This is a genomic window from Lysinibacillus sp. FSL K6-0075, assembly GCF_038592945.1.
Taxonomy (GTDB): Bacteria; Bacillota; Bacilli; order Bacillales_A; family Planococcaceae; genus Lysinibacillus; species Lysinibacillus fusiformis_F.
Genome location: NZ_CP151947.1, coordinates 4730890 through 4756013 on the forward strand (window position 1 = coordinate 4730890; position 25124 = coordinate 4756013).

Genomic DNA, 25124 nt, shown 5'->3' on the forward strand with positions numbered 1-25124 from the left:
AACTTTAATTAGAAACAATTAAGTTTCCCCATATAATAACCTGACATTGTATTCAAACAATCTCTTCCTTCAGACCTGCATAGGCCGATTTTGAATGCATAAATACATATAAAACTAGGGCGATGAAAATAGCTATGACTCCAAATGCAATACATACCATTTGTAGTGAGAGCCATTCCGCTAGCAATCCTAAAGCTAACGTAAAGACAATCTGTAGCACGTTGATGACCATTGTGGAAATACTACCAAAACGGCCCATAATTTCTGTCGGTACACTTATTTGATAAAAGGTGCTGTATCCCGCATTACAAAATGACATACATATTCCTAATGCAATAAAGCTAATAATCGCCATTGTCACATTCGGTGAAGAGTAAAATAATGTGTAGGAAATTGTGGTCAAAAGCAGACCATAGACAATATATTGTCTAGTTGAAAACCTTTTAGCATAACGAGCAGCCATTGCTCCACCAATGATCGCCCCAATCCCAGCGATACTAACAATGATACCGTATAGACTATCTGAAGCTTGTAGCTTTTGTTTAATAAATGTAGCTTCCTGTGAGTCTAATGCAAAGGCAATCATCAATGCACCTTGAAAATATAGAAATACTTTGGCAAAGACTTGCTCTTTTTTAATATAAGCGTAGACAATACCATAATCCTCTTTTAGCATCTTCCAAGTAATGGATTTCCGCTGCATTTCCTGATGATCTTCTACTGCTGGAAGCTTAAAAATCGAGAGCGCACAGATAAAGAACGTCAAGGCATTAAACCAAAATGCTACAGATACATTTGAAATGGCAATGATAAACCCAGTCAATGCTGGCCCAATTAAAAATGAGCCTGAGCTAAACATTCCTAATATTGCATTAAAGGATTGTTTATCTTCGTCTGGAATATATTTCGAAATATAATAGGTACTACTCGGCCCAAAAAAGCTACTTGCAATATTAGATAAAAATAATACGCAATAGATGAGCCAAATAGAAGACGTAAATGGTAACAATAAAATCAATATGCCACGAATGATATCACTATAGATCATTAATTTTTGTTTATTTGAGCGATCAATAATGGAGCCTGCAAAAAAGCTTGTTAAAATTCGAGCAATCGGTCCTACAATAAATATACTAGCCATAGCAGTAGGCGATTCTGTTAAATGCCAAACTAATAAATTCAGTGCTACTAGATTTACCCAATTTCCTAAATACGAGAAACCAAAGCCAAACAGAATGAGACGATACTTCCTAATAATGCGCATAAGTCTCCTTTCCATCACCTAAGAATGAATTATTGGTCTTTTTTTACATAAAAGTATTCCTTTAGATAATCATATCTAGCGATGAATATTGGTGCAACTAAAAATAGCAACCCAAAGCTAAGATCACAGCTTTGGGTTGCCTTTTTAATTAGTTGAATCTCGCTGAATTAATATCGGTTTAAAGCGATATAATTTTTGTTCATCAGCAAGATGTTCTTTTTTGATTTTTGCTAGGAGCAATGAAGCCGCTTTCTGAGCCATTGGTAAAATGGGTTGTTGCAATGTTGTAATGGAAGGTGTTAAAAAATTTGCATATGGTACATCATCCACTGCGATTACTTGTACATCATTAGGCACATGTAAATTTCTTTTTTTAATATAAAGCATTAATTCTTCAAAAATACGATCATTTGCCGCAATGATTCCCTTTGGTGGTTGTTCCAATGTAAATAATTGATTGAATATCTCTGCCATCTCAGCTGGTTCACCATTTATTATATAGCGCTCATCAATGAACAGATTCCTGTTTCTGAGCGCTTGACGAAATCCTTCTAAACGTTCGACACGAGGAGTAATCGGTAAGGCTAAAGAGGTAGTGATAATGGCTAATGGTTGTTTGCGGAACGTCTCCACTGCCGTATTCATGGCAGAAAAATTATCAAGCAACACAGCTGGAATATCTACTCCCTCAATAAAACGGTCAATAAAAACGATTGGCATTGCTTGTTGATGAAGCCTTATATAGAGATTTTTATTTTCTCCCGTTGGAAAAACGATTAAGCCATCTACCTGTTTTTCTAGTAAAGTTTCAATATGCTTTTTCTCTTTTTTAGGGTTATCCGCCGAGTTACATACAATCATATGGAAGCCCTCTTTATCGAACTCTGCTTCCAGTGCATTTATAATTTTCGTTGAAAAGTCATGGATAATATTCGCCACAATAATACCAATTGTAAAGGTAGATTTCTGTTTTAAGCTACGAGCCATTAAATTTGGACGATATTGCAATGCTTCAACAGCTTCTTCAATTTTCTTACGAGTGTCTGCACTCATATATTCATATCGCTTATTCAAATATTGCGATACTGTACTATTCGAAACATTTGCATATTGTGCAACATCGGCAATTGTTGTTTTTTTCACTAAAATCAATCTCCTACCTATAAATATGAAAACTCTCCTTGGTATTATGTAGCATAGCATACTTTACTGGTTAAATTAACTATTCAAATAGTTATACACTTGTTCAGGTAAATCAATGCCCTTATCCATTGTTTCTGCACTACGATTCTGTTCAATCTCACCAGGCACCAGTACCTGATCAAAATTGGGTGCTGTTGGCGCATCATGTAATTCATTTATCATTTGTGAAATATTTTCTTTGAATAGCTCGACGTCACCAAAAATATTTGGATCTAATACATATAAATATTGTCCAAGATTTCGTTTCTGTTCATAATCACCATACATTTTTGAAATGTGTGGACCAAAAGCTGCACTTGCTAAAATTCCAGAAAGAACATCTACTACAAGTGCCATCCCATATCCTTTTGGTCCTGCAAACGGTGTTAAAGATTTGACTTGGTGAGGATCTGTAGTTGGCGCCCCTTGTGCATCAACTCCCCACGAATTTGGGATTGTCTCGCCTTTTTCACGTGCATATAAAATTTTTCCGAGTGCTACATTACTTGTTGCCATGTCCAAAATGATCGGTTTATCGTTGGTTGGAAAACCGTAAGCTATTGGATTCGTACCAAAGTAAGGCTCTTTTCCCCCAAAAGGAACGACTGCTGAGTCGGTTTGAGAGCACATAATAGCAATTAAATTTTCGCTCGTTGCTTGTTCAAGGAAATAGCCAAGCGCCCCACAATGGCTACTTTCTTGAATAATCGTTGTACATGAGCCATGTTCCTTAGCTATTTTAATCGTTTCATCCATCGCTTCCTTACAAATGACATGCCCAAAACCATTATTCCCTTTAAAAAGAAGGTGATTTGTGCCTCTTTTTTCTACTGAAAAATGGGGGTTTTTCGTTATGCCACCTGCCTTTAAACGTGTTATATAATGCTCCACACGCATAACACCGTGAGAACTGACACCACGTAAATCTGCATAAATCAAAACATCTGCTACTTGCGCTGCTGTTTCAGCGTCAACACCCTCAGCTGTGAATTTTCGAACAACGATTTCTTTTAATGCTGGTACAGAAATATTCATTGAAAATCCTCCCCATTACTTAAAATAGATTTGTGCTTTATTCGTGTTGTATTGTTTTGCCTCAAAGTAAGAAATCGCTTCATCGAATGCAATATTTTTCGTGACATAGCCTTGCTTTATAGCTCCTGACTGCATGTAGTTCATAACCGTCTCAAAGTCTTCTAACGTCGCATTACGGCTGCTTTTCAACGTTAATTCCTTGGAATGAAATTCAGGATCATTAAAAGTAATGGTCTTCTTCATTAAGCCAATAAACACTAATGTGCCACTATTTTCTACATACTGGAATGAAGATTCCATTGATTGTTGATTGCCAGTTGCATCAAAGACAACTGTAGGTAGTTCGCCATTAAATTTATCATGTAACTGGGCCATTACATCATGACTACCAACAATCACGCCATCCGCTTCCGTCCATGCCTGTCCTTCTTTTAAACGTTCTTCGTTTAAGTCCATTAACACTGTTTTTGCGCCACGTAATTTAGCAAAACGAGCCGCTCCTAATCCAATTGGCCCTGCACCGATAACAAGTACCGTATCATTTGCTGTTAGTTCTGAACGACGTACTGCATGGGCACCAATAGCTAATGGTTCCACAATGGCTAATTGGTCACCTGACACAGCATTATCAGTAATCACAATACTGTCATCAACTACGATATATTCGCCCATACCTCCATCCATATGTACACCTAATACTTTCAAGGATTTACAGCAGTTCGTTTGACCTCGACGACATGCAACACACTCTCCACAATGGATGTATGGAATAACTGTTGCACGATCTCCTACTTGAATGTCCTTCACTGCTTCACCGACTTCTTCTACGATAGCAGCTAGTTCATGACCTAACACACGTGGATAACTAAAGAATGGCTGTTCGCCTGCAAAAGCATGTGTGTCTGTTCCACACACGCCAATATGTGTGATTTTTAATAAAACATCATGACTTCCTTCAATACTCGGCTTGTCTACTTCACGTTCTACCATTTGAAATGGTTCATTAATTATTAATTGTCGCATGCTATTTCCTCCAATAAACTATTAATTGTGGATAATTGCTGAATAACCTTGGTTGCATCACACTGGAAATGTTGTTCGATGAATTGTTGCATTGGCTCTGTCTGACCTTGTTCAAAATGGTTATGGATTTCAGTTAGTTTTTCAATAACTTGATCCGATTCACGCATGGAAAAGCGTGTTGGATTCATTGCATACATCCCTAATGCTAAAGCTTGATAGTAAATTTCTGTTTCAGCATATGGAGCAATACGTGTTTGCCACTTGGATAACTCATTTAATTGAATATCATATAGCTGATGCTCAATAAATGGGTTTAAAAAACGTTCAAAGACATCTTGCTGATAGTGTTCATCCACTTGGAATCGTTGAGTAAAATCGTTTGTTATTTTTTCAATAAAGACTCGAACGCCTGCATGAGAAAATGTCTCTCTTACAGTTGTGTAGTTAAAAATCTTGCCGAATGCTGAAAGCAAAATATGACTACCATTTAAAATGGCGACTTTGCGTTTCCGATACATGTCTAAATCATCAAAGACAAAAGGGAAATCAAGACTTGTTGGCCAATGTTTAAATGGCTCTTTTTGATCAATTACAAATAAGAAATACGGTTCACAAACTGTGTAAAGGGCATCCTCACCCTGATAATCTTGTGGATAACCTGTTACAATACGGTCTACAAGTGTATTACAAAAAGTTAAAGTAGCAAGCCATTCATTAAATGCTGTAGGCAAATTCCAGTCTTTAGCATGCTGTAGACAAATTGTTTTTAATGTAGAGCCATTCTGTTCTATTAATTCCAAAGGCACAATTGCCAATTGTTTTTCACCTTGAAAATGATTGTAATATTGTTCTAGAAAGACGGTTAACTTTGCTGCATAGCTTGTTGGACAGGCAGTAGGATAAGGTATATTTTCGTAATAAATTCCTGACTCTGTTGTATTAGACACAATCATTTCTAATGTTTCTGACTGGGCATATTGTAAAAATGTATGCCAGTTCTCATACGGATGAATCGTATCTTGAATAATCTTAACAGTGGTTTCTTCTTCTACAACCTCACCATTTTTTAACCCACGTTCCATCACAGTGAATTGCAACTGTTGTTCTTCTAGCTGTTTGACTGTTTTTCCTCTTGCTGTTGCTGCGACTGAAACGATACTGCAAGGGGCTTGTAGTTGTTCAACAGCTAGGTCAAAAAAGCCTCTAATAAAATTCCCATCACCTATTTGCATTATTTTAATAGGATGTTTCATGTCATTTCTCTCCTACATCGTCACGCCATCTTTAAAAATGGCGATTTCTTTGAATCCATATTTCTCATTATTTGTTTGTACTTCTCCTGAAGCTAGCGCTACTATATAATCCATAAATTCATCGACTAGTACATCCATCGGCTTACCTTCCACTAACTGCCCTGCGTTAAAGTCAATCCAATTTTTTTTACGTTCATAAAGTGGTGTATTTGTTGAAATTTTGACTGTAGGTGTAGGTCCTCCAAACGGTGTTCCCCTACCTGTTGAGAAAAGGACAATTTGGCAGCCTGTTGAGGCAAGTGCTGTTGTTGATACAAGATCATTTCCTGGACCATTTAGTAAATGTAGCCCCTTTGTGGACATACGGTCGCCATAATCAAGCACCTCTTTTACCTCTTGGAATCCCCCTTTTTGAATACAGCCAAGTGACTTTTCTTCCAATGTTGTTATTCCACCCGCTTTGTTTCCTGGGGAGGGATTTTCATAGACAGGTTGATTATATTTAATAAAATACTGTTTAAAATTATTTACTAAATGCACAATATCCTCAAAAACAGAGGCATCTTTTGCACGTTCCATTAAAATCTGTTCAGCACCAAACATTTCTGGAACTTCCGTTAACACCGTTGCACCACCTGCTGAGATCAATTGGTCAGAAAATACGCCAATCATCGGATTAGCTGTAATGCCAGAGAAACCATCACTACCGCCACATTTCAAACCGATTTTCAGCTCTGAAATAGGTAATGCTTGTCTTTCAAATGTCGTCACATAGTCAAAGGCTTTTTCAAGCAATAGTTGACCCTCTTCCATTTCATCTGCAGATTCTTGAACATTTAAAAAGGCTACGCGTTGTTCATCATAATGACCGATTGTTTTCTTAAACAGCTCAATATAATTGTTCTCACACCCTAGCCCTAATACAATCACTGCCCCTGCATTTGGGTGGTGAATTAAATTAGCTAATATTTTTTGTGTATACGTTAAATCATCACCGAGTTGTGAACAACCATATGGATGGGCGAAATGCTGTACACCATCAAAATTGTCAGCCTTCAATAATTGATTGCCCAACTTCGCCAGATTTTCAGCTACTTTGTTAATACATCCAACCGTATTAATAATCCAGATTTCATTTCGCACTCCAACCTGACCATCTTTTCTACGATAGCCCTTAAACGTGCGCTGTGCATGACGAGGTTCGGCTACAGGATGTGTTTTTGGATTAAATTCATAGCTTAATTCACCCGATAAATTGGTTTTCATGTTATGTGAGTGAACCCAGCTACCTGCTGAGATTTCTTCTGTCGCATGACCAATTGGAAAACCATATTTCATGATATGTGTATCTTTAGAAAGAGTTGTGATGGCAATCTTATGCCCACGTAGTACTTGTTGCTGTAAAGTTATTTCTGTCCCATCCAATGGAAGTAAAAAGCCTTGAGGAAGATCACTCAAGGCTATGGCTACATTGTCCATTGGATGAATTTTAATAACTGACTGATTGTTCATTTGAATCCATCCTTTCTATTTCTAAGCTATTTCTTTATGAACAATTGGTGTAACAAATTTAATAACTGCTAATGAAGCGATGACCGCTAAACCACCTGCAAGTAGGAAAGCCGCAGAGAACGTTCCTGTTCTGTCTACCAGGAAACCTGTTAAAGTTGGTCCAATAATACCTGCCGTGTTTGCAAGGAAGTGCATAAAGCCACCAACAGATCCAACATATTTAGATTCCACCACGTCATTGATGATTGCCCAGTAAATAGCACCTGTTAAATATAAGAAGAAAACAGAGGTAGCAACAAGCGCAACAGCACTAACTGTTGTTGTTACAATACCTGCACAGCCAATTGATACGGCGGCTAAGAATAAACATGTAACTAGAACGACTTTACGAGAGAATAAAACTCCCTTACGCATAAAACGTTTATAAATGAAATCCGATACAATTCCACTCATTGCTAAACCTAAGAACCCTAAAATCCATGGAATAACCGTCACAATACTCATATCTTTAACAGCCATTCCACGAGCTTCTACTAGATAGCTTGGGAACCAAGTTAAGAAAAAGAATAGGATATAGTTATAGGCAAAGAACGAAAAGGCTGTAAATAATACAGTTGGTTGTTTTAAATAGTAAGATAGACCACGACTATGATTGATATCTTCTGCTGCAATCTCTAAGTTTGCCATTGATTCTACACTGTCTTCTTTGTTCGGCTTTTCTTTTACCACTTTAAACCATACAATTGCCCAAATAAATCCAAGGATCATAATCGCAATAAATGAATATTTCCAGCCATATGCTAATGCAATATAACCGACAATTGGACCTGCAATCGCACCACCAAGTGGTGTACCACTATTGGCTAGCCCTACTACAGAAGCACGTTTATCTGCAGGGAACCAGTTGTTCACCATTTTATTTATGGTTGATGACAATGGTCCTTCCGCCATACCAAATACAATTCGAACAATAATTAATGAAGCAAATCCAACGACTAATACCATTGCTCCACTGAATAAAGACCATACAATCATCGCTACAAATAGCGTTAACTTGGCACCAAATTTATCGGAAGCCATGCCACCTAAAAAGTTGAAAATGGCATACCCAACAGAGAAACTACTAAAGATAATCCCTAATTGTGTTGACGTTAGATGAATATCTTCTTGAATAAATGGTGCTGCAATTGATAATGCTGAACGGTCTAAATAGTTAATGACACCCGCTAAAAATAGCATGACAATAACAACCGTTTTGCCATCTCCAAAAATACCTTGTTGTTTCATATCATTCACCCCTAAATTTGAAATAGATCCCCTTTGTTAAACGCCTGAGTATGCCATAAATCCACCATCAACAGGAATCGTTACGCCAGTGACAAATGCTGAGTATGTATCATCAGCTAAAAATAATAATGTCCCTAATAAATCTTGTGGTTTTCCAAAGCGTTTTTGTGGTGTAGCTGTAATGATTTTTTCTGAACGTGCTGTTAGTGAGCCGTCTTCTGTCAGCAATAGATTACGGTTTTGTTCGGTAATAAAAAATCCAGGTGCAATGGCATTGACACGTAAGCCTGCTTCTGCAAAATGCACAGCCATCCATTGCGTAAAGTTATTAATCGCTGCCTTTGCCGCGCTATATGCAGGCACTTTTGTCATAGGAGCATAGGCGCTCATGGATGAAATATTAATTATCGTCCCCTTCGTTTTCAGCAATGCTTCGCCAAAAACTTGGGCAGCTAAAAATGTTCCTGTAAAATTATTCGAGAATACGCTTTCAAAACCGTTTGGCGTTAATTCAAAGAAATTTGGTGTAGTTGATTGTTCTTTATATACTTCATCAGCAGTAATGGCATCTGGATGATTGCCGCCCGCTCCATTAATCAGTACATCAATTTGACCATATTGCTGTAATATTGCTTGTCTCGCTGCTATTAATGACTCTTTATTTAAAACATCCACAGAAAAATTAATTGCTTCTCCACCATTTTCTTTAATCGATTGGACGACTGCCTCGCCTTTTTGCGCCGTACGATTTAAAATAGCAACTCGCATACCTTGCCTAGCCAATTCCTTCGCCATCTCTGAGCAAAGAACACCACTACCACCTGTTACAACAGCCACTTTATTTTGTAATGCTTGATGCACCTTACTCACCTACTTTTAAAATAACTTTACGTACTTCATTTGGGTTTTTTTCTATAAATTCAAAGGCTGCTTTTGCTTCATGTAATGAGAAAGTATGTGTAATTAATCCTTGATGCTGTAGCTTTTCAGCATCAACAAGCTTCACTACGTTTTCAAATTGGAATGTTTGTAAACGTGATCCTTTGATCGATAATTCCTTTTTTGTGATTGGTAGAGGGGCAAGCTCAATGGCTTCCTCTCCAAAGCTAAGGACTACCACTCTTCCAGCAACTGAAACAGCATCAATAGATTGCTTAAATGTTAGTGGAATACAGACCGCATCAATAGATACATTGACACCTACTCCATCTGTCCATTGATTAACAGCCTCTAATAAATCTTGTTCTTTTACATTGACAACTTCATCCGCACCAAGTTCTTTTGCGAATGAGAGCTTAGCTGGATCCAAATCAGAAATCATCACACGTGCATCCATTAATTTAGCCATCTTTAAAATACAAATGCCAATCGGCCCTGCTCCTTGAATCAAGAGTGTCTCACCAGCCTGTAATTCACCACGATATACTGCTTGTGCGCCAATTGTATAGGGTTCGATTAAGACTGCCTCTTCTAAAGGAGTGTGGTCTGCTACTTTATGCAATTGCTTTTCAGCAACAACAAAGCGCTCACGCATACCGCCATCTTCATGAACACCAAAAACGGAAAGCTGTTCGCAGACATTTGGTTGTCCTTTACGGCAAGCATAGCACTCACCACAATAACGAATCGGTTCGACAACAACTTTGTCACCAGCTTTTAATCCTTGTACCTCTTGGCCAACCTCTAACACACGTCCAACAACTTCATGCCCAGGTACACGAGGCAATGTCGCTAATGGATTCGAGCCATGATAAATATGCATGTCTGAGCCACAAATACCAACATATTCTGTTTGAACTAGGACATCTGTTGACTCTGTTATCACTGGTTCTGCTACGTCAATTAAAGCCATTTCAAAAGGTTTGATTACTTGTAGTGCCTTCATACATGTCACCTATTTCTTTAGATTTTCATAAGCATCCCAAAGACCATTTAAATACATAATGCCAAGTGCTCGATCATATAAACCGTAACCTGGACGACATTGTTCTCCCCAAATATGACGACCATGATCTGGACGTACATAGCCTTCATAGTTTTGGTCATTTAATGTGCGTACAATATTTTTAATATCGATTGAACCATCCGAAGTAAAATGCGATGTTTCAAAGAAACTACCATTTTCCATAATCTTGACATTGCGGATATGGGCAAACGGAGCACGATATGCATATTTTTCAGCGATGGCTACCATATCATTTTGTGGGTCTGCTCCCATTGAACCTGAGCAGAACGTAAAACCATTCGCCATGGAATCAGAGATTTTAATTATTTTTTCATAGCTTTCTGCTCCTGTAATAATGCGCGGTAAGCCAAAGATAGAATACGGTGGATCATCTGGATGAATCGCCATTTGAATACCTGCTTCTTCTGCAACTGGTAAAATGGCTTGTAAGAAGTAAGCTAAGTTGTTCCAAAGTTTGGCTTCATCTACTTCTTTGTACTGCTCAAATAATTCTGAAAGTCGGGCTAATCGTTCTGGTTCCCATCCTGGGAGTGTTAAATCCGAAGAAGCGCTTACTTCATTCACCAGTTCTTGTGGATCTAAATTCATGACCTTTTCCTTATCAAAATAGAGAGCCGTTGAGCCATCTTCTAATGGATGGAATAAGTCTGTACGTGTCCAATCAAATACCGGCATGAAGTTATAGCAAATGACTTTAACACCCACTTCGCCTAGGTTGCGAATAGATTGTTTATAGTTTTCAATATATTGATCACGTGTCGGCAATCCTAATTTAATATCTTCATGGACATTGACGCTTTCTACAACATCTGTATGGAATCCAAAAGACTGTATATAATCAACTTCATCTTGAATGGCCTCTTTAGTCCATACTTCTCCTGCTGGTAGATGATGAAGTGCCCAAACAATTCCTTTTACATTCGGTATTTGTTTCACATCTTCTAATTTCACTGTATCATTGCCACGACCATACCATCTAAACGTCATATTCATACTTCATTACCTCCTAGTTTGATAGATTTTCAATATACGCTTTGGCACGTTCAACTACACCTGCGTATCCATCTTTTGCAAATGCTTTATTTAAATCACTACCAATCCCAACTGCAACTGCGCCTGCTTCTAACCACTCGTTCATATTAGCCAAGCCAACACCGCCTGTAGGCATAATTGTGATATGTGGTAGAGGCCCTTTAACGGTTTTAATAAAGTTTGGTTCAAATTGATTTCCTGGGAATAATTTAATAATGTCACTTCCACCTTCAAGTGCTGTCACCATCTCTGTAATGGTCATACAGCCTGGTAAATAAGGTATGCTATAGCGATTGCAAAGCTTTGCAATCGCAGCGTTGTAGCTCGGACTAACAACAAACTTTGCACCGTTTAAAATCGCGTGGCGTGCAGTTTCAACATCCAATACTGTCCCAGCTCCAATTATTGCATCACTATGACGTAATGCTTTAAAGGTTTCTTCAACAAAAGGTGTTGTATACGTTATTTCAATTGCTCGAATGCCACCTGTAATTGCCCCTTTTGAAATTTCTGTCGCTTCTTCAGGTGAATTTCCGCGAATGACCGCTACAACTTTTGCATCTGACAACGCTTTCAAAATTTCGATTTTTTGCATTCCTGACAACTCCTAACGCTCAATTAGTTTTTCATCCCCGATAAATTGTCTTAATTCTTGCAAGGATGGGAGCCCTTCATTATCTCCTTTAATCGTGGCTACCAATGCACCTGCCCCATTGGCCAAACGAAGGCGTTCTACGATATCATCACCATTTAAATAGCTATAGACATAGGCTGCATCAAATGCATCCCCTGCTCCAACTGTATCAATGGCACGAATGGAAAAAGCTTCTCGTTCATACTGTTCATTAGCTGTATAAACCGTGGCGCCTTGTTCGCCTTTTTTCACAATAATTTCATCTATTTTATAACTCTCTTGAACGTCTTTAACTGTACGCCCTTCAAATAAAAGTTCAAATTCATCCTGTCCTGTTAAAAGAAGATTGATAGATGGGTACACTTTTTCGTATACCGCTCGGGCATCTTCTATAGACCATAGTTTTAAACGTAAATTTGGATCAAAGGATATAGGAATATTTTTTGCTTTGGCTAAAGCAATCAATTTCAATGCAACTTGAATGTTATGTTCACATACCGCTAAATACACACCGCTAATATGTAATAAGTCCACATCATCAAGTACTGACTCATCTATACGGTCTTCTGTTAGCTCAAGTAATGGTGATGGGTTGCGGTAATAAAACGATTTACCTGCACCGTCTTCCCGAATTTCCTTGAAGTAGATAGACGTTGGAATATGTGGTGTTCGTAAGACATGTGATACATCGATTCCTTCACCACGCGCAAAGTTATAAATTAACTTGCCAAATTCATCGTCTCCAATACAACTAATCCATTTTGCTTCCATATCTAAACGTGTAACACCTATCGCAAAATTTAATTCTGCACCACCCACAGCTCGCTCAAAGGAAGGAACGAAACGTAGAGGACCTGTCTTAGATGGATTAAAAACGACCATTGCATCCCCAATCGTTGCAATTCGTTTATTTCTCAATATTTTCATCCCCTTCACAAGTAAAACGTTTTAGTAAAACGTTTTACTAATACTAACACGATTTTTTTTTCGTTGCAACAATAATCCGATTATTTAGATTGTTAGCGTCAAATGATCATTATTGTCTTACATGCATAAAAAAACCTCGTAAAAGATAGAATTTAATCTATCCTTTTACGAGGGAAATTCATTATTATTGATAAAATGGCTTTACCTTGTAGCCGTTTTTCTCCAAATGATAGCGAATATTTTTATCGATTAGGAAGTGACCTGAACCAACAACAACAAAGTACTTACCTTCTTTTTCTTCCAGTACATTCATGATTTTCTTTGCCATTTGTTCATCACGTAGACCAAATAGCATTTCATTAAATTCAGACGATGTACCTTCCATTGCTTGGAAGCTTTTTGCAAACTCTTCAACATTTCCTTGCTTCCAGCTTGTAAACCACTCTTGAAGAACTGCGGATTGATTCTCTTCAGATGGATTGATGATACTATCCAACACAGCGACTAATGACTGCTCCTGTGCCTCTGGTGATAATGCTTCAAACATATCAACCTGTGCTCTTGTACCTTCTAATTCAATCACTGGCTTTTGCTGCAACTGTGCATTCAATAAAAAGTATATATCGATACCGTGCATTGCCATCTCTTGTGGTGTCATACCAAAGGAATCGTCCATTGCAAGCATTGATAATGCACTCGAAAGCATCCACGGCTTTTGCACTGTCAGCTGGTCCATCGGAAGATCATAAAGCTTTGCCACTTGTTCAAGCTTCGCATATGTTTCTGGTGCAACAGCATCTTTCAATGTTGAGCCATCTGTATACATTGCTTTTTCTGAATAGTATTCAAGTGCTTCCGTATCCAAGATATTCGCCTCTACTAACAGCGCATCCGATTCATCGAACGCCGTTACTAGTTTTTTATCGAATGGATATAAGTCTGGTGTTCCTAGATGAATAGAACCTAATAAGTAGACAAGTGTATCCTCATCCTCTACTATCCAGGCTACCCCCTTAGATCCTTGCTCTGCAAGTGCATATGTACTCTGAATAAAGCGGACAGCTAGTAATACAGCCTGTTGAGTCGTTGCCTTTTTCTCTAACTGCAGTCCATTTGGAGAGCCTTGTAATATGTTATGCTCTTTCATAAATTGAACAGCATCTGTACCAACAGGTAAATCATAACGCGCGACGATATTATACAAGCGCTTCACAATATCACCACGTGTGTTATCGTTTTTCACACTCACTGGTTTATATTGTTTATTTTCAGCTAGCCCTAGAGAAGCAACTTTCTTTTCCGTTAAAGCTAGAAGTTCATTTACTTTATCCACTGAAATTTCTTGAAGGAAGCCATCAAAATACCATTCAGTTGAGTAAATTCCGTATTTTTCGCCCTCATTTAATGTTTCTATCGCCCATTCGCTAATCGATGGTACTAGGGGTGGTGTTTGCTCTTCTGCATGAATCACAGGTACAACCGTCGTCAGCATCAATGAGGCACCAAGCAACGCCGCACTCGTTCGTTTCATCATCTTTTTCATCAAATTCTTTTCTCTCCCTTTTCCTATTATATGTATCAGTATCGTTTGAAATTATACCATATAAAATTCAACTATTTTATACTTAAAAGTGAAAATATTGACAAATATGTATTGGCATTAATCTATCTTGAAATAGTTATGAAGAGGTTAAATTTAATAAAACGATGACAAATTATGATGTCATCGTCTTTTTGTTTAATAATATGAGGGATTATTGAACAAATTTAGGATCTAATATACCTAAACCACTACCTTCAAGTTCAAATTTCACTTTTGAAACTCCATCTAAATTAACATGAACCTTTACCTTGTCTTTGATTGCTCCACTATCATAAACCAATTTACTATCTGCATAAATTTTTAAGAAACCTATTCCGAAAGAGTTAGCTGATAATTTTTTAATTGGTGCCAAATTGGTTTCGAATCCCTTGTAATTTCCATTTGCTAAGTATTCCACTGTATGGTCTTGAACAGCGCCTCCCCCATGATAACCACCAAGTTGATAGGACCGCTCGAACTTCTCACCTGTACTAATAACGATAGAGCTTGGGTTATGGAAGAAGTGGTCTTCATCACCCCCAATAGGTTTTACATCTTTTAAAGAGGTAAATTGAGGAACATCACCAATATAAACCGATTTTGTTTTACCATCCCACGTTACCTTTTCACCTAAAGATTCCGCGACGAAACGCATTGGGACATAAATCGTGCCTTGATAATTAAATCCAGATTGACCTTCTGGTGGGACTTTTTCAACCTTATCTACATAGTAATTGATTGGATCCTGAAACACGCTGATCTTTTTCATGTCACTTGCTGCTTCCGTAGTGGAGAAGTACGTAAAAGTCAAACCTCCTAATATAAAAAACCCTAAGTAACTTGTTATGATAAATAGTTTTTTCACAAAATCACCCCTTAGAATAAACATAGATATATGTAATTATACCAGAAATTTCATATAAACTTTAAAGATTTTATACTAGGATATTTTTAAGCAAGCTTTTTTATCTAGTAAAATTATATTTTCTGTACTAGTTTATTTGTACGCTATTTGAATATTAATGGAAAAAAACTCGACCCATAGCTAATGGATCGAGCGATTTTATTTTTTCTGCTAGTCAAATAATTTTCTTCTTAAAAATAGATGGTAGCACCTCTAACAACCGTTCACGTGTGATAGGATCACAATGATTCCATGAAAAATCTACGAAATGAGTCTTACCGGGAGTTAACTCGGCTAAAGTGGCGATCTGTGGACAGTGAGTAATAGTTCGTAATTCTTGGGGAGAAGCCAAGATAAAATTACGTTCTCCAGCATAGTGATTTATTTGATGCTGCTGAATTTCTATCCATGCTTGTCCTTGCTCAATTAGGTGCATCACTTTGGGAGTCGGACGAAAGCCAAGCGATTCATACAAGCTGGCAGCCAATCCGGTCTGACACATAACATAAAATTTTGCACCAAACTTGAGATAAACAGTAGCCGTCTCTCCAGCAACATAAGCATCTGCTAATTGCCTACGTACTAGCCTTACTTTGTCTTCATATGTAGTAATCCACTTTTCCGCCGCTTTACTCCGTTCAACTAGTTTAGCGATATACCGTAACCGCTCGAACAGTCTATACTTCTTATCCAGTACAACCGTTGGAGCAAGCGCATCCAGTTCCTGCAAGTCTTGCGGATAATAGCTAAGCAATATGAACTCCGGCTGCAGCTGTGCTATTTTATCTGGATCTACCCAATCCCCGATACTATGAATATTTCGCAACTTATTGTGATAAACCACATTATCTCTCATGATAGAGATGGCTGCTCCTATAGGGGCTATGCCTAGAACGAGTAATTCCCCAAGTGTAAATTTTCCATCAGTCACAATACGTGTTGCACCTGTAGGAACAAGAACCTTTCTGCCCAGTGAATCGATAACTGTTCTTTCTGGCGTATGAAGATGAATATTTGCATATTCACGTGGGGTGCTTCCAGTTAATTTATGAAAGCACCGACTGAAATAGTATTCATCTTTAAACCCAATTTGTCGAGCTATTTTGCTCAATGGATCGGTGGTATGACGCAGAAGTTCTTTTGCCTGATTTATATGTAAATGAGTCAAATAATCAGTCGGCTTTTTGCCAGTCAACGTTTTAAACTTTTGACTATATTGCCATCTGACCATTCCAGCCATGTTAGCCAGTTGTTCTACTGTCAAGTCCTCATCATAATGCTGCTCTATGTACTGTACAGTTTTTTGAACCAATTGTATCTTTTCTTCGTTCAGTAACTGGTTAGCTTGCTCATCTAACTGGACCATCATAGCTAGTATCTGCTGAAGTCTACCTTGCATCAGCGCCATTTCTGATGTGGATAGAGAGGAGCAAAGTTGATTATTTATCCATGCTTCATTTCCTAATACTTGCTTGACTTGAGAAAATAACAGATTATAGGGATAACCACAAAGCAAGGGTGGATGGGCAACCCGGTTCAAAGTCATTCCTTCTACTTTAAAAGTTTCAAAGGTAAAACGCACAAACTGTGCCTCTTTGTTACTTGATTCTACAGTGTAGCTTTGTACAGGTAAAATTAGAATGCAGCTTCCTTGTCGTAGATCGATAGCCATTTTGTCTACATACAGCCGTATGTCATGACTGAGTGCTATCAATAATGTGCATAAATTTGTTTCATTACCATTTATTCCCTCATCGTAGCTACTGGCTGACATGATCTGATCAATTTGAAATCGATCATACTGTTGTAGCCTAATATATAGGGGTGCTAGATTCATAAGCAACTCTCCAACCATTGAAAATGATTCTCATTACTGTTATTGTAACATATAAAGACCCTCTATCAACTATTGTTCGAGTATGTGCTATTTTAGAATACAAATGATTTAAAAAATTGCTTGGGCAAATACAATTTTTACTGTTTGTGCATCCATTCTGGTAACTTTTTATACAATTGCTCCAAAGCTAATAAATTATCTGTGTTCCATTCATTAGGAACAACATAAACATTTCCCTTTTTGACTGCAGGCAAAGTTCCCCATACTGGGCTTTGTAGCAGTCGATCAGCTTCTGCTTCACTTTCCTCATCCTCTTGTACAATTACAAACAAATGATCACCAGAAAACTCTGGAAGTACCTCTTCGGAAACCTCAAGGAAAGATACCCCTTCTACATCAATAATATTCTTCTGTACAGCTGGTGGGACAGCAAAACCGTTTTCTCCATATATAATGGCACCAAAGTTACGATCGCCCATAACATAAAGTATTTTACCTAACTGGTAGAATACTGTTGCGGTCTCCCCTTCTGCTAATTGAAGCTTATCAAACATTTCTTTAGACTGTGTTTCAAACTTAGCAATAATTTTCGTTACTTCTTCCTGTTTACTCAATATATTCCCCATCTCCTTTATACGTTCTGCATAAGGAAGAGCTGGGTTGAAGGGAATCGTAGTAGCGATTTTTGACAATTCTTCGTTAAGATTTGGATCCGCCTTGTAATAACCATTAATAATCAGATCAGGTTTTAAAGTCAGAATCGTCTCTAAGCTAGCAGGATTTCCAATATCAACGATGCCTTCAAGTTTATCTCCATAGTAACTAGCAGGATCTTGAGGAAGATTATTACCAACAAGGGGAATATCCATCGCTAAGAAATCACCCGTCGTCTGACCAATATAAACCACTCGTTTTGGATCTGCAGGTATTTCAACCTGTTCGCCTGTAATCGTTGTATATTGAACTGTTGTCTCACTTTCCTCTGCTTGCACATCAGATTGAGCTGTTTTCTCGTTTTCCTTTTCCTTCACATCAGATGCGTTGCCATTAGAACTGCATGCCGATAATATCAACATCAATAACAGGAGGAAACTCCCTCCCCATAGTATATTTCGCTTTTCACGATGTTTCTTCACAATTATTGCCCCTTTCCTTCTTTCTTTTAATTGAAAATGATTATCATTTACAGCATTATTATAGTTGGTATAAAAAGCGTAAACAATGGAAAAAACGCAACGATTTATTTGGATAAATGTCAATAGTCAGGATATGAAAAGTTTAAATTTAGAAAGCAACTGAGCATCTAGACTAAATACCCTTGGTGCCATTATAGGGTTTGGTCTGTATTGATTATTTGTTCAATTTAGACCTTCAAGTTAGAAAATGGGGAAATTTAAGTATAAGTATTAGCTCCCTTTAGAAGCAAAAAGGAAACCATCTTTGAAAAAGGATTAGCTCAAAGTGGTTTCTTTTCTTATCAATTAGTTTTCTGATTGGCTATTCTATTTGATTTCTTCAGCCAGCTCCAAAATAATCCCTTCTGGCCCGCGAACATAGCATAATTTATAAACGTTTTCGTAGTTATAGATTTCACCAACAAGTTCTACGCCTTTCTTTGTCAATTTGCTAACAAGGGCTTCAATATCTTCAACATTGAAGGCAATATGCTGGATACCCAGAGTATTTGCTAAAGGATGCTGGATGCCTATTTCATTTGATGGTGCGTTAAACTTTACTAGTTCAATATTCGTCTCACCGTCTGGCGTTCGCAACATTACTATTTCTAGATTTGCGTCACTATCTGACGTTCGCAACCTTGCAACGCCCTCTTTAACATCTTGAAGCCCTATTACCCGCTCCATCCTTTTCACCCATTCACCCTCCACTTTTCCTTCCCCCAACACCTCAAGGCCAAAGTCAAGAAAAAATGCTTTCGCTGCAGGAAGATCATTTACGATTATCCCCACATGATCAATCTTACGGATTTTCATATTTCATACCACCTTTCTCCTAATTTTAATCATTTCTTTTTGATTGCTGAATAGCTTTTTCCCCCTATTCAACAAACTATCCACCATTGGCAAATATCTATAACTAACATGAACTAATAATCCTATTTCTTAATCTTTTTTATCGTATATTAGGATGGTCCTTTTTACGAACAAAAACGCTTTAAAGTGCCTTTTCTGAAACAACTCTATAAACCTTATAGCTGGCACCCCAATAGCAATATAAAAAAGAAGCCCATTAAAATAAGGCTTCTTCTACACTTATAGATAAAAGTTTTTCATTAGGTAACCCCATGTGCTATAGCTTTTAAAGGGGGAAGATCCCCAATACTACACAGACAATAATCATGACAATCGTAGAACCGAAAGCCCACTTTAAGAAGATACGTTGTAGTTTGCCGAAATCCTCTCCAACCATACCTACTAATAAATACGTAGAGGGAACAAGCGGACTTAGAAGGTGTACTGGCATTCCTAAAAGAGAAGCTCTACCAATTAAGGCTGGGTCGATACCATATACTGCTCCTGCCTTGGCAAGTAACGGCAGTACTCCATAGTAAAAAGCATCATTTGACATAAAGAATGTAAAAGGTGCGCTTAGGATGGCTGTCACAACAGCAAAATGAGAACCCATTGCATCTGGAATATAATGAATCACTGAGTTTGCCATCGCATCTACCATCGATGTACCTGAAAGAATGCCTGTAAAGATCCCAGCTGCAAAAACCATCGAAACAACAGATAATGCATTGTCAGCATAATTCGCAACACGTTCTTTTTGATCTTTCAATTTTGGATAGTTTACAGTAATCGCAATCGCAAAACCAAGCATGAATAATGTAACAGGTGGTAATAACTCCATAATTAACGCTACTAAAAGAACGATTGTCAGAGCATAGTTAAAGATAATTAGTTTTGGACGTTTCAAATAGTCATCTTCGACTGTAGCAGCAGGCTGAGCTGCCGCTTCATAATCATATTCTATAATACCAATCCGCTTTCTTTCCTGTCTTCCGAACGTAAATGCCATGAACAGAACAAAGATAGCTCCGCCAATCATCGCGGGAATCACTGGTGTAAAAACCTCAGACATTTCCAGATTCAAAGCGGTCATAACCCTTGCAGTTGGTCCTCCCCAAGGTAGAAGGTTCATCACACCTGAAGCTGAAACGGCAATACCCGCTAATACAATTGGTCGCATGCCAATTCTTTTATAAAGCGGTAGAAAGGCAGAAATAGTAATCATGTATGTTGTCGTGCCATCACCATCTAAAGAAATCAGTAGAGCTAATACAGCTGTTCCGATAGCAATTTTAACAGGATCACCCTTTACTAACCTAAGAATCGTTTTAATGATTGGATCAAAGACTCCAGCATCAATCAAAATACCAAAGAAAAGAATGGCAAATAAAATCATAATCCCTGTTGGAGCGACACTTTTAATCCCATCCAACATCATAGGACCCATCTCACTTCCGAATCCACCAATAACTGCAAACGTAATTGGAACTACAATTAATGCAATCATTGCTGTAAGACGGCCAGTCATAATCAAAATCATAAATACTATTATCATTAAAAAGCCTAAAATTGCTAGCATAATACTCCCCCCAATTGCTCCTCAAAATTATTTATCAATTTGATAAATAATTAATTTTCCGAATATTACACCTAATAATAAAATAACATCGAGCAAATGTAATCGTTTACAAATTAATGTTTATTAATTTCTTTATAGCTATTTCGTACATTTTGTTCACGAAAAAGCATTCGATTCATGTACCGTCTACTTTAGATGTGCCAAAAAAAAAGAGGCTAACCTTGGACTATGTATTCTCTCTACCATCTGTATGAAACGGTAAAAAAGCAAACACATAGGTCTCAATAGTCAACCTAATAAAGCAAATATATATTACTGTGCATAATAAGAATAAATCTACTTAGTAAATCTCCAATAATTTCTCATATTTCTTATTTTCTTCATCAAGAAATCTAGAGGTTTCACTACTGTTCATATAAAAATCTTCCCACATATATTTTTGCAAAATATGTTTCCATTCTTCGGTTTTGACCATTTTTGCAAATGTCATCTCCCAAAATTCGATTTCCTTTTTTGACATATTAGGTGGTCCCATAATACCCCGCCAATGTTTAAAAACTACCTCTATTCCTTCATCTGTCCATGTAGGAATTTCGGGGAGCTCCTTTAATCGTTTCTCTGATGAAATGACGAGCAATTGTACTTGATTCAAATCATAATATTTTTTAGCCTCGGATAAAGTCATCGTTGCCACATCTATTTGCTTTTTTAATAATGCCTCAACTACTTGTCCACTATTTTCATACACTAAAAAATCTAGTTTTTCAGGGCGTACTCCAGCCTGTTTACTCGCTAAAACAAAAGAAATTTGATCATCATTGCCTAATCTCGGGGAGACACCTATTTTATAGGCTTGGGGTGTTTCTTTCAGCATTTCCATTAAACCTTTTGCACTTTTTATTTCTGAATCCTTCGAGACAATTACAACATCCCATTCTGTAGCCAAAGTGGCAATCGGTGTAAAATCTTTATAGGTTAACTTACTTTGCCCCAATAAATGATTGGTAATGAGTAGGCTTGAATTCATTGCTAGCACATGATCCTTTTGCTGTTTAGTATATTTCCACCCTAGCTCTCCACCCGCACCAATTTTATTCAGTATATGAATGTCCTCATCAATCAAGTTGTTACTCCGTAAAATGTCCCGTATGGCTCTTGCTGTTTTATCCCAACCTCCGCCAATAGAGCTTGGGGCAATGATTGTTACTGTATCTTTTATCGCTTCTTGCCCCTCATCTTGTGAACACCCAAAGCAAAGCATGACAACAAGCACGAAAATACTCATTATTTTTTTTCTCATTGTTCATTCCTTGTCCTTATTCTTGAGTCAACCTTGTTATTCTTTATAGTAATATTTCCTCTCAGGCCTTCCAACAACTCCATATTCATGTTTTGCCGTACAAACATCTATTGAAACGAGAAACTCTAAATACCTTCTTGCAGTTGTTCGAGATGCCCCAATTTGTTCACCCATTTCCTCAATGGAAATGCCGCCTTTCAGTTCTTTCATCACATTTGTCACTTTGTCTAAAGTATGACGATCTACACCTGAGGGTAAATCCTTTTGAGTTGAGGATGATTGATTAGCGACGCCAAAGTATCGATCAATTAATGTTTGATCCACCTCATCACGATGGCTTAGTAGCCGTTTCTTTTTTTTATATTCTTCAACGGCTTCCACAAATTTCTCCATTGTCACTGGCTTCAACAAATAGTTACTGACACCATATCTGACTGCCGTCTCAAGCATCGATTTTTCTGTTGCAGCAGTCACGATAATAATATCGATTGTTGGATAATGATCCCGTATCTTTGCTAATAAATTTGTTCCAAGATCGTCTGGCATATAAATATCCAAAAAAAGCAAGTCAACTTCGTGTTTCTCTAGTATGTCCATCGTTTCCTTTGCATTCAATGCCTTCTGAACGACATTTACATCTGGTAGCTTTTGCAAAAACTGTTCTTGCACTTGTGCAATACGAAAATCATCTTCCGCAATGACAACCTTAATCATTGTTCCCTCTCCTTCTTTTATCTTGCTTTACTGGCATGTAGACAACCAACTTAGATGGGAGTAAACCCCAATTTCAACATCAGTAGAACTATAGATAATTTCACTGAGTAAGTTTCATTTTTTCGGTAGGAATACCGTGAAAATGGCCCCACCATTTTTGTCATTTTTTACTTCTACTGTTCCACCTAAAGATTCTACAATTTGTTTAACATTAAATAATCCGTACCCTCTATTTTCTCCTTTAGATGAACTACGTAAATCAAATATAGAATCTAACATGTCTTCAGCAATTCCCTTGCCGTTATCTGCTACTTCAATAATGATATCATTCCCAATTCCTGTAATTGAAAAATTCACCGTTCTCTCTTTTTGATCGGCTACGGCATCAAATGCATTATCAATAAGGTTTCCAATGATTGTAATGATATCCGTGATTTCAATGTGATTTGGTAAGATATCTACATAACTATCGGGATCAATTTCAAAGGCGATTTTCTTTTCTGATGCATTGCCCAGTTTCCCTAATAATATAGCTTGAACATTTATATCATGAATTTGATTGAATAGTATTCGGTTCTGGTGCTGATGATTGGCTGACTCTTTTTGAATAAATTCAAATGCATCCTGATATCTCTCTAATTGGATTAATCCTGATAATAAGTAAAGTTTATTAGAGTACTCATGCGTTTGCGCACGAAGTCCCTCTGAATATTCACGAACCTCTGTGATCGTATCAATAAGCTTTTTAAGCTCCGTTTTATCACGAAAACTCGAAACTACACCTACAATCTGTTCATTTTCGATGATTGGAATAAAATTGAAAATAAATACTTTATCATTAATTAATATCTCTACATTATGAATAGGCTTACCTTTCTGTAATACATGATCGATATTAATTGTTGGTGAGACATATTGGATATGTTGACCCATCAAGGATTCATCCATGAGGTTCAACATTGACCTTGCAGAATGATTGATTAAAGTTAAGAATCCATTTTGATCGACTGCAATGATTCCTTCCTTGACTGATAATAGAATGGCACTTCTTTCTCTATATAATGAGGAGATTTCATGCGGTTCCAGCCCCATCGTATCTTTTCTAATACTTTTGGTTAAAAAAATACCACCAATGATTCCTAAAATTAAAACAATCAGAGATGCAATGAGAATGGATTTAATTCGTTTGTAAATATTTTGATAGATGTCTTTTTCCGCGTATTCAACTGCTACGGTTCCAATTACACGAGTGTACTCTCCATTGTCTGCAATGATCGGAACCTTCCCTATTAAAACAGAACCACTCTCCCGTTCCACTTCAAAATTATTAGAACCGCCAAATATTAACCCATAATTATTTGTATGATCAAAACTCTTCTGACCAACTTGACTTGGGTCTTGATGCGAATAAATAATCTTCTCCCGATCTTCAATAATAATATTTTCTGCACTTACCTGATCTATTACTTGATCAGCAATTGGGCGAAAACGTAGCTCTAAATCACTTTTTTCAATGGATTCTTTCAGTTCTGGCATAAGCGAGATTGTCATAGCCGATTGCAATGCCAATTGTTTAACTTGAGTCCTAGCATCAACATATTGCAAATAAGCAAATATGCTGGCGAGAAGAAAAACAATAAAAAGAATTAACGTGCTAATTAGTCCCAATATTTTTGTTTGTAATGGAATCTTTTTTTTGTTCAATATACTTAACCCTTTTCAACTAGTGTAATTCATTATTATTAATTTTCACCCTACTTTTATTAAGAATATACCATTGCGCTTAACTAAAAGGTTTAAATCCCTTTGTTGTTGCATTTAAGAGAATACAACAGACGCAGTTCATGGTAATTTGACTGTTATAATTGTTTTTATCAGAAAAATCTAAAGAACTTACTAAAATATCAGAGGAAAGCCTAGTTTGAATCCAGCTTAATTTCTTGATTATACTATAATTCAAAGGGATTTTTGAATTTTAAATAAAGCCTAATCTTAGATTTAACACTCCATAAGAAAGGAGTCATAATAAAAATTTTTTAATTTTAGTTCAAGGTCATCTAATC

At 37.3% G+C, this 25124-nt stretch carries 21 protein-coding genes; all 21 read right to left on the reverse strand.

The genetic code is table 11. The features are described from left to right. Positions 1–52: 52 nt before the first annotated feature. Entirely contained in the window at positions 53–1264 is a 1212-nt protein-coding gene (locus MHB65_RS23820; RefSeq protein ID WP_342441965.1) for an MFS transporter, read from the reverse strand. Positions 1265–1408: 144 nt separating this feature from the next. Further along, on the reverse strand, positions 1409–2407 hold the full coding sequence (locus MHB65_RS23825; RefSeq protein WP_205446096.1) for a LacI family DNA-binding transcriptional regulator: 999 nt from the start codon (positions 2405–2407) through the stop codon (positions 1409–1411). A 75-nt stretch (positions 2408–2482) separates the two neighbouring features. After that, a complete protein-coding gene (gene allD, locus MHB65_RS23830; protein ID WP_342441966.1) occupies positions 2483–3481 on the reverse strand; it encodes an ureidoglycolate dehydrogenase in 999 nt (332 codons plus the stop codon). Positions 3482–3496: 15 nt separating this feature from the next. Beyond that, entirely contained in the window at positions 3497–4504 is a 1008-nt protein-coding gene (locus MHB65_RS23835) for a zinc-binding alcohol dehydrogenase family protein (RefSeq protein WP_205446098.1), read from the reverse strand. Beyond that, the gene (locus MHB65_RS23840; protein ID WP_342441967.1) at positions 4492–5757 is read right to left on the reverse strand and encodes a hypothetical protein; all 1266 of its coding nucleotides are present in this window, start codon (positions 5755–5757) and stop codon (positions 4492–4494) included. The genes MHB65_RS23835 and MHB65_RS23840 overlap by 13 nt, the downstream gene beginning before the upstream one ends. Positions 5758–5769: 12 nt before the next feature. Next, a complete protein-coding gene (locus MHB65_RS23845; protein ID WP_205446100.1) occupies positions 5770–7269 on the reverse strand; it encodes an altronate dehydratase family protein in 1500 nt (499 codons plus the stop codon). Between the two features lie 21 nt (positions 7270–7290). Beyond that, positions 7291–8556, reverse strand: coding sequence for an MFS transporter (locus tag MHB65_RS23850; RefSeq protein WP_205446101.1), 1266 nt, complete (start codon positions 8554–8556; stop codon positions 7291–7293). 36 nt (positions 8557–8592) lie between these two features. Next, positions 8593–9426, reverse strand: a complete 834-nt coding sequence (locus MHB65_RS23855) for an SDR family oxidoreductase (RefSeq protein WP_342441968.1) — start codon at positions 9424–9426, stop codon at positions 8593–8595. Next, a complete protein-coding gene (locus MHB65_RS23860) occupies positions 9419–10441 on the reverse strand; it encodes a zinc-binding alcohol dehydrogenase family protein (protein ID WP_342441969.1) in 1023 nt (340 codons plus the stop codon). Before MHB65_RS23860 ends, MHB65_RS23855 begins: the two co-directional genes overlap by 8 nt. A 9-nt stretch (positions 10442–10450) precedes the next feature. After that, positions 10451–11515, reverse strand: coding sequence for a mannonate dehydratase (uxuA, locus tag MHB65_RS23865; RefSeq protein WP_342441970.1), 1065 nt, complete (start codon positions 11513–11515; stop codon positions 10451–10453). Between the two features lie 13 nt (positions 11516–11528). Further along, positions 11529–12149, reverse strand: a complete 621-nt coding sequence (locus tag MHB65_RS23870) for a bifunctional 2-keto-4-hydroxyglutarate aldolase/2-keto-3-deoxy-6-phosphogluconate aldolase (protein ID WP_205446105.1) — start codon at positions 12147–12149, stop codon at positions 11529–11531. 12 nt (positions 12150–12161) lie between these two features. Next, on the reverse strand, positions 12162–13115 hold the full coding sequence (locus MHB65_RS23875) for a sugar kinase (RefSeq protein ID WP_342441971.1): 954 nt from the start codon (positions 13113–13115) through the stop codon (positions 12162–12164). 184 nt (positions 13116–13299) lie between these two features. Next, complete coding sequence (locus tag MHB65_RS23880; protein ID WP_342443789.1) at positions 13300–14658, reverse strand: TraB/GumN family protein; 1359 nt, start codon at positions 14656–14658, stop codon at positions 13300–13302. A 211-nt stretch (positions 14659–14869) separates the two neighbouring features. After that, positions 14870–15562: a stalk domain-containing protein gene (locus MHB65_RS23885; RefSeq protein WP_342441972.1), complete on the reverse strand. Its 693-nt coding sequence runs from the start codon at positions 15560–15562 to the stop codon at positions 14870–14872. A 214-nt stretch (positions 15563–15776) separates the two neighbouring features. Further along, positions 15777–17438, reverse strand: coding sequence for an AraC family transcriptional regulator (locus tag MHB65_RS23890; protein ID WP_342441973.1), 1662 nt, complete (start codon positions 17436–17438; stop codon positions 15777–15779). A 137-nt stretch (positions 17439–17575) separates the two neighbouring features. Then, positions 17576–18574 (reverse strand): ABC transporter substrate-binding protein, encoded by a 999-nt coding sequence (locus tag MHB65_RS23895; protein ID WP_342441974.1) that lies wholly within the window; start codon positions 18572–18574, stop codon positions 17576–17578. A gap of 366 nt (positions 18575–18940) precedes the next feature. After that, positions 18941–19429 (reverse strand): VOC family protein, encoded by a 489-nt coding sequence (locus MHB65_RS23900; RefSeq protein ID WP_342441975.1) that lies wholly within the window; start codon positions 19427–19429, stop codon positions 18941–18943. 325 nt (positions 19430–19754) lie between these two features. Next, entirely contained in the window at positions 19755–21047 is a 1293-nt protein-coding gene (locus MHB65_RS23905; protein WP_342441976.1) for a CitMHS family transporter, read from the reverse strand. 340 nt (positions 21048–21387) lie between these two features. After that, complete coding sequence (locus MHB65_RS23910; RefSeq protein ID WP_342441977.1) at positions 21388–22332, reverse strand: tripartite tricarboxylate transporter substrate-binding protein; 945 nt, start codon at positions 22330–22332, stop codon at positions 21388–21390. 51 nt (positions 22333–22383) lie between these two features. Next, on the reverse strand, positions 22384–23061 hold the full coding sequence (locus MHB65_RS23915; protein WP_342441978.1) for a response regulator: 678 nt from the start codon (positions 23059–23061) through the stop codon (positions 22384–22386). 114 nt (positions 23062–23175) lie between these two features. Continuing rightward, positions 23176–24768: a sensor histidine kinase gene (locus MHB65_RS23920; protein ID WP_342443790.1), complete on the reverse strand. Its 1593-nt coding sequence runs from the start codon at positions 24766–24768 to the stop codon at positions 23176–23178. Positions 24769–25124: the final 356 nt, after the last annotated feature.